The 13,273-nt window shown below is 35.0% G+C and carries 18 protein-coding genes and 1 pseudogene; 7 read left to right on the top strand and 12 right to left on the bottom strand.

Translation table 11 applies throughout. The annotated features are described in order from the left end of the window. Positions 1-201 precede the first annotated feature (201 nt). The 4 genes from BTR_RS02180 to BTR_RS02165 all read left to right on the top strand — a co-directional run bounded on the left by BTR_RS02180 (position 202) and on the right by BTR_RS02165 (position 4,791). A complete protein-coding gene (locus BTR_RS02180; RefSeq protein ID WP_012231005.1) occupies positions 202-882 on the top strand; it encodes a hypothetical protein in 681 nt (226 codons plus the stop codon). An 81-nt stretch (positions 883-963) separates the two neighbouring features. After that, positions 964-1,542: a hypothetical protein gene (locus BTR_RS02175; protein ID WP_012231004.1), complete on the top strand. Its 579-nt coding sequence runs from the start codon at positions 964-966 to the stop codon at positions 1,540-1,542. A 134-nt stretch (positions 1,543-1,676) separates the two neighbouring features. Beyond that, positions 1,677-2,201 carry an LbetaH domain-containing protein gene (locus BTR_RS02170; protein ID WP_081458153.1) on the top strand — a complete coding sequence of 175 codons (525 nt, stop codon included), beginning with the start codon at positions 1,677-1,679 and terminating at the stop codon, positions 2,199-2,201. Between the two features lie 2,146 nt (positions 2,202-4,347). Next, positions 4,348-4,791 carry a hypothetical protein gene (locus BTR_RS02165; RefSeq protein ID WP_012231000.1) on the top strand — a complete coding sequence of 148 codons (444 nt, stop codon included), beginning with the start codon at positions 4,348-4,350 and terminating at the stop codon, positions 4,789-4,791. Positions 4,792-5,339: 548 nt separating this feature from the next. Here the strand turns inward: BTR_RS02165 and BTR_RS02155 are convergent. The 6 genes from BTR_RS02155 to ssb form a co-directional block, all read right to left on the bottom strand. Further along, positions 5,340-5,609: a type II toxin-antitoxin system RelE family toxin gene (locus BTR_RS02155; RefSeq protein ID WP_012230995.1), complete on the bottom strand. Its 270-nt coding sequence runs from the start codon at positions 5,607-5,609 to the stop codon at positions 5,340-5,342. Further along, on the bottom strand, positions 5,593-5,820 hold the full coding sequence (relB, locus tag BTR_RS02150; RefSeq protein ID WP_007346764.1) for a type II toxin-antitoxin system RelB family antitoxin: 228 nt from the start codon (positions 5,818-5,820) through the stop codon (positions 5,593-5,595). The genes BTR_RS02155 and relB overlap by 17 nt, the downstream gene beginning before the upstream one ends. Positions 5,821-6,030: 210 nt before the next feature. Continuing rightward, on the bottom strand, positions 6,031-6,357 hold the full coding sequence (locus BTR_RS02145; protein WP_012230991.1) for a type II toxin-antitoxin system PemK/MazF family toxin: 327 nt from the start codon (positions 6,355-6,357) through the stop codon (positions 6,031-6,033). Further along, on the bottom strand, positions 6,354-6,611 hold the full coding sequence (locus BTR_RS02140; RefSeq protein WP_012230990.1) for an AbrB/MazE/SpoVT family DNA-binding domain-containing protein: 258 nt from the start codon (positions 6,609-6,611) through the stop codon (positions 6,354-6,356). The genes BTR_RS02145 and BTR_RS02140 overlap by 4 nt, the downstream gene beginning before the upstream one ends. Positions 6,612-6,663: 52 nt before the next feature. After that, entirely contained in the window at positions 6,664-7,164 is a 501-nt protein-coding gene (locus BTR_RS02135; RefSeq protein ID WP_012230989.1) for a hypothetical protein, read from the bottom strand. Positions 7,165-7,217: 53 nt separating this feature from the next. Next, positions 7,218-7,664, bottom strand: a complete 447-nt coding sequence (gene ssb / locus BTR_RS02130; protein ID WP_012230988.1) for a single-stranded DNA-binding protein — start codon at positions 7,662-7,664, stop codon at positions 7,218-7,220. A gap of 222 nt (positions 7,665-7,886) precedes the next feature. Between ssb and BTR_RS02125 the strand changes: the two genes are divergently transcribed. Next, positions 7,887-8,111, top strand: a complete 225-nt coding sequence (locus BTR_RS02125) for an antitoxin MazE family protein (protein WP_012230987.1) — start codon at positions 7,887-7,889, stop codon at positions 8,109-8,111. After that, entirely contained in the window at positions 8,111-8,434 is a 324-nt protein-coding gene (locus BTR_RS02120) for a type II toxin-antitoxin system PemK/MazF family toxin (protein WP_038473287.1), read from the top strand. The genes BTR_RS02125 and BTR_RS02120 overlap by 1 nt, the downstream gene beginning before the upstream one ends. Positions 8,435-8,582: 148 nt before the next feature. On the opposite strand, the gene BTR_RS11915 is transcribed toward BTR_RS02120, so the two are convergent. The 6 genes and pseudogenes from BTR_RS11915 to BTR_RS02090 form a co-directional block, all read right to left on the bottom strand. Next, positions 8,583-9,665, bottom strand: coding sequence for an AAA family ATPase (locus BTR_RS11915; protein WP_012230983.1), 1,083 nt, complete (start codon positions 9,663-9,665; stop codon positions 8,583-8,585). After that, positions 9,610-9,981, bottom strand: coding sequence for an AAA family ATPase (locus BTR_RS13650; protein WP_012230981.1), 372 nt, complete (start codon positions 9,979-9,981; stop codon positions 9,610-9,612). Before BTR_RS13650 ends, BTR_RS11915 begins: the two co-directional genes overlap by 56 nt. A 291-nt stretch (positions 9,982-10,272) precedes the next feature. Next, positions 10,273-10,689 (bottom strand): hypothetical protein, encoded by a 417-nt coding sequence (locus tag BTR_RS13350; protein ID WP_244393496.1) that lies wholly within the window; start codon positions 10,687-10,689, stop codon positions 10,273-10,275. Beyond that, positions 10,643-11,788, bottom strand: a complete 1,146-nt coding sequence (locus BTR_RS02100) for a DUF1376 domain-containing protein (RefSeq protein ID WP_012230977.1) — start codon at positions 11,786-11,788, stop codon at positions 10,643-10,645. Before BTR_RS02100 ends, BTR_RS13350 begins: the two co-directional genes overlap by 47 nt. Then, positions 11,778-12,256 (bottom strand): annotated as a pseudogene (locus BTR_RS02095) (crossover junction endodeoxyribonuclease RuvC). The gene BTR_RS02100 and the pseudogene BTR_RS02095 overlap by 11 nt, the downstream one beginning before the upstream one ends. Before the next feature lie 43 nt (positions 12,257-12,299). Then, on the bottom strand, positions 12,300-12,545 hold the full coding sequence (locus BTR_RS02090) for a helix-turn-helix transcriptional regulator (RefSeq protein ID WP_038474456.1): 246 nt from the start codon (positions 12,543-12,545) through the stop codon (positions 12,300-12,302). 101 nt (positions 12,546-12,646) lie between these two features. On the opposite strand from BTR_RS02090, the gene BTR_RS02085 reads away from it, so the two are divergent. Further along, on the top strand, positions 12,647-13,249 hold the full coding sequence (locus BTR_RS02085) for an XRE family transcriptional regulator (protein WP_012230972.1): 603 nt from the start codon (positions 12,647-12,649) through the stop codon (positions 13,247-13,249). Positions 13,250-13,273: the final 24 nt, after the last annotated feature.

Raw genomic sequence — 13,273 nt, 5'->3', positions numbered from 1 at the left:
TTACGAAACAATCTTTCCCATCTTTTAAAATACTGACTGTCTTTTATGTTATGATTAGCATATAATGATTATGTCGGGTGTGGTTACACCATACAATACTCTTTATGAGAAAAGTGTAACGACGGACTGTTTGCCGTGTTTGTTAGCACCCGGCGCCCTTCTGGGCTGTCAATAACAATATTATTCAAACAGGTTTTAAATATGACAAATATATCAAAAAACGCCTCCGTTCTCTCTAACATTTCAAATGAAAGCGCATCTGTTAATAAACAAGAGCCTGCAAAAAAATACGAATTTATTGATGATGGTGAATATATCGATGGTCATTTCTTAACTCGAATTAGAGCTTTAAGAGATTTTGATGATGTCAAAAAAGGGGACTTAGGTGGCTATATTGAAAGTGAAGAGAATCTCTCTCATGAGGGTAATTGCTGGGTTTATAATAAAGCACGCGTCTTTCAAAATGCACGGGTTTTCGGAAATGCGAAAATCAAAAGCTTTTTTGTTGATGTCTATGGCAATGCTCAAATTTATGGGAATGCTATTTTTGAAGGAAGAACATTAAAGGACAATGCTAAACTTTCAGGCAATGCTCATGTTAGCAATGCCGTTGTAATTGAAGGTAATGCTAAAATTTATGATAACGCCCGCGTCACTGATCATGCTCATATTTGTGATGATGCCGTGGTTTGTGATGCTCTTATCTCAGGGAATTCTTATATTCATAGTAATGCCTCTCTAACTGCTAATGAAGATATTTGTGATGATGCATATCCAGAATTTGGTAGTGAAGATGATTATTATCGTGATGAATATTATGCTGATTGTGAATGGTATTATGACGATGATAATGACAGCGAATATGAAAATGATGCTGCGTAAATAACGCGCGGGCGCGGCAGGGGCGCCCCTCTTTAAAAATCTCATTCTAAAATTTAATCTTCTTTATAAAGGAATTGTGTTATGCAAAAAAAGTTTGCACTCACAAATGAAACGCGTGTATTTGGTAATCATACCCTTTATCGTATCCAAGCATTAAAAGACTTTTCTGATGTTAAAGCTGGTGCCTTGGGGGGCTTTATCGAAAAGGAAGATAACCTCTCTCATGATGGCAATTGCTGGGTCTATGATGATGCTCTTGTGTTTAAAAATGCTCACGTTTATGAAAACGCAAGGGTTTTTGGCAAGGCTGTCGCTTGTGGTCATATCTATGGTCATGCCCGCGTTTATGATAATGCTATCGCTGCTGGCTATATTTATGATAATGCGCATGTTTATGGCAATGCCGTTGTTTCTGATAATTCCCGTGTCTATGGCAATGCTCATGTGTATGGCAAGGCTATTATTTATGATAATGCCTATATTTATGACAATGCTAGGGTTTATGAAAACGCGCGTATAGCAAATGACGTGCATATTTTTGAAAATGCTCATATCCATGGCATTGCTGTTATTCGTGAAAATGTCGGCGGCTCTACTAAGGTTAAAACCTATATTGAACGTCTCTCTCCTTATGGCGAGTTAGAAATTGTCTGGGTTTAATCAATAAAGCAGCGGCGGGCGTTGTGGGGGCGCCTGCTTTCCAAGCCAATTTTCCATTTCAAATTTTATCAAACGTTTATCACATTAGATTGTGAGGGTATCTCTATGTGTAAAAATATGAATTAACTAGTGAAATCAAACAGATTAAAGATAGACTTACTAAGCAAATTACAAACCTTTATCGTATTCGGGCTTTAAGAGATTTTGATGATGTGAAGGCTGGTGATTTAGGCGGCTTTATTGAAGATGAAACTAACCTATCTCATGATGGCAATTGCTGGGTCTATGATGATGCTACTGTTTTTTGCAATGCCGTCGTTTCTGATCATGCTAAAGTACGCCATCTTTCTCAGGTGCGTGGGCATGTCTATGGCAATGCTCATGTGAGTGGTGCTGCCCGCGTTCTTGCTGATGCTCATATTTATGACCATGCGCATGTTTCTTATGATGCTACGGTTTTTAGTTATGCACGCGTCTATGGTCATGCTAGGGTTTGTGGCTCTGCTTGCATTTATAGCCATGCGAAAATTTATAATTATGCTGTGATTAATGGTCGTGCAAAGATTTATGGCAAGGTCTATGGCAATGCGCGCGTGGGGGGCTCTTGTGAGGTTTATCAAAGCGATAATGTCGTTAAGATTATTGATAAAACAGAATAAAAATAGGTATGGGAGCGCCTTCTTGATGGTTATAACCCCATCATAAAAGAGAGAATTCATAAAAGAAAGCCGTGCCAACTGATATGACGCGGCTTTCTAAGAATGATTCTTATGATTAAAATTAATTACTCATAATGGAGTAATGAGTACATATATACAAAACGTATTATATTACAAGTGCTCTATTAAAAATATGAAAACTTATCAAAAGGAATGTAAATAATGCGTATGATCTTTAATCACTCTTTTGAATGAGAGAGCCTATAAACGCTTTTTGTTAATCTCAAACGTATCAATCATAACGCCCTCATTTGTGAGGTGGTCATTTAAAACAAAGCCCATGATCACAATGCTTCTTTTAAAACGTTTCAATATACTGACTTTAAAATTGAGTAAATTCAAATAACGCATTGTATAAAATCAAAACGCTTTTTAGATTCATTTCAATACAATCAAAAGCAAATGCCTATTAGACTAATGTCTTTTTTAAAAACGTTCTTTTTACATTTGCAAACGTTGGCTTTTAAAAAAAGATCTCATAAAACAAATAAAACCGCTTTTATCAAACGCAAGGCTTTAAAAACTGTTATAAACATTAGTTTCAAACGTTTAAAAGTTCATTTAGAAAGGCTCTCATAAGCGTATTTTCACTTTTCATTAAATGTAACTTTTTACAAATAAGCTGGCTCAATTTTGAGTTGGCAAAATCAACTAGCTCAAATTCGAGCTCGTTATCTTTAGAATAGAGCATTCTTTAAACAATGTCGCTTTTGACTCAAAATTAAGTAAATCCTATGCCTTGTGATGTTATAACGATTTTGAATTTTACCTGCTTATCTTTGTCTAAAGAGATGCCCTCAAATTTGAGGAGACCTCATTTGGTTTCGTATTTTTAAACTATAACTTTTAAAATGTTTTTTAGTATCATGTTTAAGGTAAAATAGTCTTTTACTGCTATGGCATTATGCGCCTCCATTTTTTTATGGAAGCGAACAGTTCCGTTCTTCAAAACTAGCTATGCACTATATTCATTAAAAGGCTTTTCATTTCATAAGATATAACGTTTTGAATTTCATACTGTTGTGATGATAGGGTCTGTATAATGCCTGCCTATCGTTTTCTAAACTTTTAGACAGCATTTTAAAAGCGATCTTGTCCTTAATCCTTTTATGCAATCTTTATAAATTAAACCTATAAGCTTATGACAGTTTCAAACAGTTAATTTCTTTAATGCCATTTTAAATGGTTTCTCCCAATTTTGGGAAAAATTATATGATCTCTATTTTCTATAAATGCGTATCTTTTGATACAATTTACCTTATAACAGTTTCAAACGATTACCCTCTTATAGAATGATCTAATATTGCTATAACACTCTTTAGATTTTGCGCTCGCCAATTTTGGCGAACGTTAATTTGTTATTTTATGCGATTAACAATCCAATCTTTAAAATAAGAAGTAATCTTTAAAACATATGTTATCGATAATTCCAAACGATTAAATTTTAAACAATGTGATTTGTGCTGTGATAAAAACGTATCATAAAATTTATAAACTGTTATGAGTGATAACTGCTTTTCATTTCATTTGAACGTTTACATGCGTTATAATATTTGCATCATGATTTGCTTTTTATGATCTATTCATACATGGCAATCTTATATAAAAAATAGTCAAATGAATCACGTATAAAAGGATGGATTCCTAAGTGGATTCATATAAAATAATTACACTCAACATATTGACTTTATTGTGTTTTTATTTATAATGTGTATTCTTATTGGGAACGCCTTTGGTGGCATTTTTTTGGATTGTGGAGCCTGCTTTGTATTTTTCGCTGTCATAAAATACTTTCTCCAAATAACAAAAAAAACCGCAAAACGCAGGGCTCTAAATCATCATGTCAATTTAATAAAAGGAGTTGACGAGGAATTCTCTGCTGTAATTTTAGACGCAATTCGACCAGTACAGCAGCGCCATAAAACACTATTTTTCATATCCTGTCAACAAAAAAATCACGATATTGTATATTTTTTATTTTATTGCCTAAATATAGTGTCTTTAGCAGCAAGCACCCACTCACAATTGTATCCTCTAAACGAATCAATTATATGATCAGAAAATCATAAAAGCCGGGGGGATTTCAGTGTTATTTTTCAAAAAAGAAGTTTCATATAGAATTAAAAAGACATTTACACTAATTTTGTTTTTACCCTTCTTTGCTATAATTGGCTTTATGATACTGGGTTTTAATCCCTTCGGATTAGACAATCAACAACAAGATAAATTAATTGTACCAATATTTGTAGCATTTGTATCGTATTTTTTGATACTACGTGCATGTGCAAGAGAAGAAAAGCTAAGTTTAAAAGATGAAAATATTGACAGCGCATTTTATGAGCTCTTGTCCCTCCAATTCCAAACAGGATGCTATACAGCTATGGCAGCAGCCTTTGTATTTTATCCTGTATTAGGAATAGCATTTTTAGGAGTGTCAATTTTTATTGCTATAATAATAGAAAATTTAGATGAAATTGTAGGGATCGTAGCGTTTATAGCATTGATCAAATTTATTTGGAAAATTGTCTAACAGTCAAAATATTTACTAAGCATTTTTCCTTAATCTTTAATATATACTTAAACTCCAACCATAAAAGAAACAATGAATTATTTATCAGCAAAAAAAATAAGTTACTTATTAATCATAGTAATCAGTGGGCTTTTTCTTTCTGATTATGCCAATAGTGAACTCCCTACTCATTATCAGTCTGCTAATATTTATCAAAGCTTATATGAAAGAATTAAAGTTTTACAAAAGCAGTACGAGGCAGAACAGCATCCAAAAAAGATTTTTTCAGATAGTGGAATTAATCAATATAACATTTCATTTTCCACTGTTTCTGATTATGAAAAACCTCAACGACATATAACATTTGATCATTTCATCATTATATTTATCATTATAATAGGAATATTCATATTTGTTAGTATAATGTCCATAATCATTAACTTACTTTGGCGTTTTAAATTGAAAATTCCTGCTTATTTCTTTTTATTAACAACAGCTCTAATTAGTTGCGCGGTATTACTCCTTTTAATCCTTGATTGAAAATCAAAATATTTTATAAAAGATTTACCTTAACCTTTATATATATTTTTTCTATGTCCAACAGCCAAAACTAATACGACAAGCTTCTTATCATAGAGTTCACAAAGTATCCTGTAATCTCCTACACGATATCTCCATAAACCTGATAATTGTCCTTTTAAGGGCTTACCTATTACACGCACATCTTCAAGAGGAGCAACGTGTTGATCTAAAAAATCAACAATCCTCCGTGCTTCTTTTTTATCGCATTTTTTTAAAAAACTAAGAGCTTTTTTTTCATATCTAATCGTCCAAGCCAAGCTCTTTCCTCACCTCTTCAGAGCTATAAAAAGTACCCTCTCCCCTTCGAACGCGCTCTCTTACTTGTGAAGCTAAATAATAATCCTCCGCTTCCTCTATTCCACGTTCAATAATCTCGCGTAAATAAAAAGACTTTGTACGTCCTGTCTTAGCAGCTAAATTATTCAAACGTGTTTCGAGATCACTTGGCAACCGAATAGATATCGTCATAACGCAGTCCTCATCTTTGTATTCATTGTAATACAAATACAACGAATTGTACAGAAAAACGTTTCACGTCAAAGCGAAAGAAACAACATAAAACATCTACCATTTAGTTTTTTGTCAAAATATTTCTGTAGAGCATTTAGAACAATCCGTAATGAACTTACAAGATGTGGTAATATCTTATCTGAAAGACTGGATCCTACATATAATTGATCAACTAAAGATCGTGACAACCTTCGCTAATACTTCATTCATAATAACTGTTGGCAAACTTTCTACTTTACGCCCATTGCGCACCACCAAATCGAGAACACGAGGCTGATCGCAACGAATAACACCCCTCGTTCTTGTACCCGTAAGCGGCACTGCAAATCCAATACGGCGAACAAAATTTCCACCGCTTGTGATCGGCAAAATAACTGGTAAACCTGTTGCTTGATTAAAATCATCAGGAGAAACAATGACGACAGGACGATACCCACGCTGCTCTCGTCCTTGGATTGGTTCCAAATCTACCATATAGATATCACCACGCCTCATATAAGCTCGCCCCCTACAGCAGAGGAATCAACCCACTCACGGTCTTCAGGTGATTGTGGTTGCGAATAATCGGAGGCAGCTAATAACTCAGCCATCGTGTATCGCGGCTGGACTGATGGTCCCACGACAAGACGACCATTATCAATAGCCAAACCAACTTCGCTATTTTCAGTCAAGTGAAGAACATCAAGCAATGCAGGTGGGATGGAGAGCATCACTGATCCTCCAACTTTACGTAATTTTGTTGTGTGCATAAAACGCTCCCTTCAGTATTATATAAAAATATAACACTCTAAAGCCTACTATTCAATAGTCTTTTTTGCGCTTTTGCGTAAAATGTCTATGAAGCGCATTCAGAGCAATCTGCAATGAATTTATAAGATATGGCAACGTTTGATCTTCACTAACAAGATATTGTAGAGCTGCATAAAAATTATACTGTTTATAGAGGCATTGTGTTTCTTTGATTACCTCTTGCATGCTAGAAAACTGTTCTGTTGCACGTTCAACCCACTTCTCTCTTGCTTTGTCATCAGAAGATGATGGCATTTCATCATAAACAGCGCTTGGCAAACCTTTTGCACACGAATAATCATTTCTCACTTCAAGATATTTTTGCGCAGCATCATACTGATCTTGAGTAAGCACGCCTTGCAAACATAGCCGCCCAACATAAGACCCAGCAAGCGGATTTTTAGCCTCTTCAATAGTCAAACCAAAGCGTTTTGCACGTATTTCAATTGCCAATTGATTAACAGAATCTTGACATATTTTCGCTTGTGAAATGTAGGCATCTTTCTTTCTCATACATCCCCCGTATCTGTGGAAATCCACATTCTTATTTTTGCTCTATTTTTTAATCAAAATGGCATGCTATCATTAAGAGCTGTGCCATAATCATCAGCACCTGAAGCGATAGCATAACTTTGAGAAGTGACAGACGAAGAGGACGTAGATTGCTCTTTCTTTGCATCAAGCAAATGCAACTCGCCTTTATATTGTGACAAGATAATCTCTGTTGTGTAACAATCATGACCGTTTTTATCTTGCCATTTACGGGTTTGTAATTTGCCTTCTATGTAAACCTTTGAACCTTTACTGAGATACTGAAGAGCAATTTTTGCCAAATGTGGATTAAAAACCACTACGGAGTGCCATTCTGTTTTGCCTACTTTCTTATTGGTTGCCTTGTCTGTATAGCTTTCAGAAGTTGCCATACGAAAATTGACTATTTCTGCTCCAGAAGTCATCGTTTTGCTTTCGGGATCATCCCCTAAATAGCCAATTAACATCACTTTATTCAGCATGTTTTTTGTTACCTTAAGTTCGTATTTAAATATGTGAAAATCTTAGCAGAGTTTTATTGTTTTTTCAATTATTTCAATAATATATTATTGATTATTAACATATAACATTATGTTTTATAGCCTTCGGGATAAAAAATTGAATTTCGCGAATTTATTCAAAATTTTGTTTCATGTAACTTTTTTCTATGTTATACGTTACATGAAACATAATGGAGATTTTTTATGGCTACAATGCACGTTAATGAACGCGTTCAAAAACATCGCAACGCACAAAGAAAAGCAGGTTTGCGCTTAATGCAAATTTGGGTACCAGATACTCGTCAACCAAACTTTGCAGAAGAGTGCCGACGCCAATGTCGCTTAGTCGCAAAAATGGATAAAACAGATACATCTATGCAGTTGTTAATGGATCAATCTTTAATGGATATTGATGGCTGGACAGAATGATGCGTGGATCTCTCGTCACAATAGCTATGCAAGGCGATTTTGGTAAACCAAGACCTGCGTTAATCATTCAAGCCAATCAATTTAGTGAACATACAAGCGTAACGGTTTTACCCATTACCAGCACACTTGTTGATACGCCATTACTTCGCATTACTCTCCAACCGGACAGCAAAAATGGTTTACAAAAAACTTCTCAAGTCATGATTGATAAAATTATGACGGTAAGATGTGAAAAAGTTAGTCCAGCTTTTGGCTCCATTCATGCAGATAAAATGGTGGAAATTGAACGCTGCTTAGCTGTATTTTTGGGAATAGTAAAATAAATGAGCTCCTCATGTTATTGTTTTGCTATCGGAATTGCACCAAGGCACCTAATTAACATCACTGTGTTTAGCATGTTTGTATCATCATTTATTATTATTTTTAACATATAATATTGCGTTTTAAATGGCTAATTTTGATAATAACTTATCAAAAAATAGTCTGTACTAAATTAATAATTTTTTGGACAGATTCAGCAATAATACCTGTTTCTTTAGTAGTGTTACAAATTTTTAGAATTCTTTCTTGCCAGTTTTTACCAAGCTGCTTAACTTGATTCATTACAACTTTCTGTAAAATAGGCTCGACTGATCTCACCAATTCATCACTTCCTTTGTCTAGCTGAGAAATTTTGCTACATAGAATTTTAGGATCGTCACAATCAGAGGCTTCATTGCGGACAATAAATAAATTATCTACGTGAGTTTCTTCAATCAAATAAGGGGAATGAGTAGAATAAATCACGCTATTCTTGTCAAAAGATGATAATTTCTGTAAAGATTGTAATATTTTTTCTTGAGGATGAATATGTAGATTGCTTGCTGGTTCATCCAATAAGAAAATTATTCCACTTTTGCTTCTGTTGGTACGAATATCTGTAAGCACTTTAAAGAAAAAAAACCAACGGCACCCTTTGCTTCTTTCATGTAAAGAAAAAGTGCGGTCTTTAGCTTTGACCTTTAAACAAAAATCTGCAAAATTAGGATTAGATCCCGTCACTTTTTCTACGCTAAATCTATCAAATACAGTCTTTCCTCCCGTTATATCTTCCCAGTCCTTGGTAATAACAGTGTTAAGATAATCATTTATAGAAGACAAACGTTGATCGACTGCATCTTCATCACTACAATCAACAATATCACGTTGAAAATTAATATCGGATTTTGGTTCTTTCCCAGCTCGCTTTTTGCGGCTACCAATCAGTAAATCATTAAAAATATCATGCCATAAAAGATTTTTTTTATCACTTAAAAAACTATCTTCTTTTAATTCTTCATTTGAAGCATGAGTTGCACTTTTTAAAAATCTAATTTTATCGGGCACATCAAACATAAAATCATCATAATAGACAATTTCAGGAATATGATTCTTTAAGTAATTTAAAAAAGCCGTTGCTATTTCATCTCCATAATTTTTACCGTTGATCTTAATATATTTTTCTGTGCAAATACTATTATCAAATGAATATACTAAAGGATAAATGTAATGTCTGGCTTTTTTCAGATAAATCATCCTTGATTTTTTTTAGTATTTTAATCTTAGCTAATTTTTCAATCTCTGTTTCGTCCAATAAAATTGTGGTAGATAAAACAATGTCTTCATCAAAAAAAGCTGTTTTAGGACGTATAGAAGCAAAATCTTCGTCTGTTAATTGTTTCCCTAAACATAGCTGTGACAAGAGATGAATACCTTGCAAAGTTGTTGTTTTTCCTGATTCATTATTTCCTACCAGAATAAAAGGAAAGCTCCTATCTCCTCCTGAGAGATCTATTTTTACAGGTTCTCCTATCCCTTTAAAATTTTCTAATTCAAATGAAGTAAATATCATGATATCTCCAATAGTACTTTAAAGAACAAAACCCTATAGCACATAAATTAGGAATGTTTTGTATTGATTATTTACGTTTTTTAAAGAATCTTCGTTTTAATATTTCCATGTTTTAATTCCTATTTTTACCAATAGGTTAATTTACCTCAAACTTGACCGTACAGAGCGTTTTATATTACTGGTGTGTGTTTTATCATAAAATCTTTAAATCGCTTTGTACGGTGCCTTTTTATCGATTTAAACGCATATCTAATTACAAAACCATCAGCACTTTTCACTATTTTGCTGTTTTTAGGCTGCTTTGGAACTGCTACTGTCATGACACTCTTCACTAGGCTTGCCTATTCTCATGAATGAAATACGTTTACCACCCAGTGCTTTGTTCCGCGTATTTTCAACAGCGATAAAAACTTTCTCAGCAGCACCATAAAGCCTGCTTTCTAAATCGCGACAATACTGCGCAAGATCAGCACAAGAGGGAACAAACGTTGTTGACATGCCTTTGGCTTCTCCCCGTATAAGATTTTTAACAGCCTGCAACAAAGCCCAGAGTGAAATGCCGTTAAGAGCTGCGATATAAGCCTTTGCACGTGCTTGTGCATTAGAAACTTTTTGCATTGTCAAACCGCCTTCAAGCACATCAAGAGCCTCTGCAATATCTTCAACAGACGCTTTCAAGGTAAGTAAGTTTTGGACTGTCTGATACACTCCGAAAGCTTGTTCCTCTAGTGCTGGTGTCAATTTCATGCCACTGATCAAGGTCCACGGATACTCCTTTGTGACGTATTGCGCCATCTGTTGTGCAATGTTTTGAAGTGGATTCACTAAATCCTGCTTCACGGATAAGGTTACGGATTGTCTCTCCGGTACCACCACGAGTTCTTTGATCTTTTGAAAAGTTTCCATAATTTCCACCATTGTTGTTCGTGTTTTTTGTTTTTTCTAAATCCTCGATAGCCTTTCGCACCCAGTTACGCCATGTTGCTTGCCAATCTGTTTTGGTTGCATTTGCTCCAGCTTTTGAACGCCAGTAATCTCGAAACTTTGCGATTTCGACTTTGACACGCTCTGGAGGCAAGCCCTCTTCGATTGCAAAATCGTAATCGGGTTCGAAATCCGCAGGCAATCGACAACCCCGATTAGCTTTTGACCGCTTAGCTTTTTTGAGAACGTTTTCTTGCTCGTGAATGGGTAGTTGGTTGGTTTCTACCATTTCGATTTGTTCTGATTGGCTTTTGAGAGCATCATCCTCGATTGGCTCTTCAACCAAATCGTTTGTTTCTAAATTTTCAGAACCAATTTCTTTTTTTGCTAATACGATAGTATTAGTTTTTTTATTATATATGTTATTGTTAATGTTATATGGTATCGTTTCCGTATCGCTTTCGTATTCATTCCGTATAGAATCCGTATCGCCTTCGTATTTAGCTTGTATAGATTCTGTATTATGCTTTACGTCTTTTTCTTTAGATTTTTTCCATCTAGCACTAACAGCTTTTGATGCCGCTTCTGATTTTCCGGCGCTATCACTTAATTCTGCTTCAACATCTAGATTCCATAAACGACCGTCTGCTAAACGAATAATATGACCTGTGCTCTGTAAAACATCTAATGCTTTGACAAATGCCTTTACTGAATAGCCAGTATAATTAGCCCAAACCTTAATGTTATTTAAAAGCGGCTCACCTGTGTGAAGCATTTGCAACCGTAATCTCATGTATATATTGCCTTCAATAGAAGACAAATAAGTGAGATCAAGAATCCATTTATCAGCAAAAAGCCTTGTCCATGGTATTTTACTGGACATGCATACCCCCTTCTTTCTTTAAATATAAAATTGCCAAAGCATCTGCTTCATTGTCATCACAGGTGCGTGACCTTTTGCACGCATTGCCTTAATCATTTCTTCTTTTGACGCATTCCCTTTGCCTGTTGTCACTTTTTTAATGGTACCAACGGGAATGCCTTCATACGGTATCTGATGATGTTCACACCAAGCCGTCAAAGTTGCTAGAAAGCCACCGTAAACATGCGCTGCATCAGTCCCCACATGCCGACGTACCTCTTCAAAATACACTGTATCAATTTCATCAACAGATCTCTTTAGTTCAGAAAGCCATTTCTTAAAGCGCAGATAACGCATACCACCGCCTTCAAAACGGCGTGATTGAAAATGTTCTGTATCGCTTGTGATAAAACCATCAGCACCGCATATAGCCCAGCCAGTCTTAGTCCCTAGATCAAGACAAAGAATGGTTTGTGCATTAGTGATCATAATCCCCCCCTTAAATTAATTTGAGCTCTTTATTTTTGCCTGTTTAAGAGTGTGAATGATGCTGTGGGTGTTTGTTGTTATCTGTAGAAGCAGCAATAAAAGCAGACATAGAGCTAGAACTATCTTTCAACTTTTGCAGTTTAAGATAACTTTTTAGTGATAATCCTTTGCCTTGTTCCCAACGACAAACAGAAGCTTGCTTAACGTCCAAAAGGTCTGCTAATTCCTTTTGTGTTAGCGATAAGCACTTTCGAATAGATTTAATCTTTAATTTTTCCTCTGTGTTCATTTGAGTTGAATCCATTATTTTTAACCATATACGCAATTGTATAAAATTTAATTTAAAAAACAATAGATTTTTTTTAATTAAGAAATCATAAGTAATTAATTATGACAAAAAACATCATTGCTACATTGCAAGTATTGCAATCTGAATTCGGTCTCAGTCAAAAAGATCTTGCAGATAGACTAAACGTAACTCAAGCAACCGTATCAAGGTGGTTGGGAAGTGAATCAGACCCTAGAGGTTCACATAGAGATGCAATTTTAGAACTTTATAAAAGCTTAAAGGGATATAACCAAATTACTACACTTGTTCCTCTTATGGGATATGTAGGAGCAGGGCTAGAGATTGACACAAATGTTGAACAAATTCCAGAAGACGGACTTGAAACAATCGAAATACCATTTGATTTGCCTTTTGAAGCAATAGGATTCATGGTTCGTGGAGATTCTATGTATCCCGTATATAAAGATGGTGATTTAATTGTAGTTAAACATCTGCAAACAAAACCAGTGAGCGGTTATTACGGTGATGAAGTTGTTGTTCTAACAGAAGATAATAGGCGATTTATCAAACAAATTACTCGTTCTTTAGAAGGTATTGTACTCAAGTCATGGAATGCAGACCCGATTAAAAATGCTAAGATAAAATGGGTTGGAGAGATAGTTGCAATACTACCACACAAATCTTATCGCCCACTTATGAAATAATCCCAGTAAAGCTTTTGATTCTAT

This window comes from Bartonella tribocorum CIP 105476 (assembly GCF_000196435.1).
GTDB classification, from domain to species: domain Bacteria; phylum Pseudomonadota; class Alphaproteobacteria; order Rhizobiales; family Rhizobiaceae; genus Bartonella; species Bartonella tribocorum.
Note: the sequence above shows the minus strand (reverse complement) of the source record. Positions and strands in the feature narration are given on the sequence as shown.

Bases quoted from the DNA above. Each gene is read 5' to 3' on its own strand.
- relB (WP_007346764.1), bottom strand. From the start codon at position 5,820: ATGACGATATCTATTCGGTTGCCAAGTGATCTCGAAACACGTTTGAAT.
- BTR_RS02125 (WP_012230987.1), top strand. From the start codon at position 7,887: ATGGCTACAATGCACGTTAATGAACGCGTTCAAAAACATCGCAACGCA.
- BTR_RS02085 (WP_012230972.1), top strand. From the start codon at position 12,647: ATGACAAAAAACATCATTGCTACATTGCAAGTATTGCAATCTGAATTC.
- BTR_RS02120 (WP_038473287.1), top strand. From the start codon at position 8,111: ATGCGTGGATCTCTCGTCACAATAGCTATGCAAGGCGATTTTGGTAAA.
- BTR_RS02135 (WP_012230989.1), bottom strand. From the start codon at position 7,164: ATGAGAAAGAAAGATGCCTACATTTCACAAGCGAAAATATGTCAAGAT.
- BTR_RS02090 (WP_038474456.1), bottom strand. From the start codon at position 12,545: ATGAACACAGAGGAAAAATTAAAGATTAAATCTATTCGAAAGTGCTTA.
- ssb (WP_012230988.1), bottom strand. From the start codon at position 7,664: ATGCTGAATAAAGTGATGTTAATTGGCTATTTAGGGGATGATCCCGAA.
- BTR_RS02100 (WP_012230977.1), bottom strand. From the start codon at position 11,788: ATGTCCAGTAAAATACCATGGACAAGGCTTTTTGCTGATAAATGGATT.
- BTR_RS02145 (WP_012230991.1), bottom strand. From the start codon at position 6,357: ATGAGGCGTGGTGATATCTATATGGTAGATTTGGAACCAATCCAAGGA.
- BTR_RS02140 (WP_012230990.1), bottom strand. From the start codon at position 6,611: ATGCACACAACAAAATTACGTAAAGTTGGAGGATCAGTGATGCTCTCC.
- BTR_RS13650 (WP_012230981.1), bottom strand. From the start codon at position 9,981: ATGATATTTACTTCATTTGAATTAGAAAATTTTAAAGGGATAGGAGAA.
- BTR_RS11915 (WP_012230983.1), bottom strand. From the start codon at position 9,665: ATGATTTATCTGAAAAAAGCCAGACATTACATTTATCCTTTAGTATAT.
- BTR_RS02180 (WP_012231005.1), top strand. From the start codon at position 202: ATGACAAATATATCAAAAAACGCCTCCGTTCTCTCTAACATTTCAAAT.
- BTR_RS02175 (WP_012231004.1), top strand. From the start codon at position 964: ATGCAAAAAAAGTTTGCACTCACAAATGAAACGCGTGTATTTGGTAAT.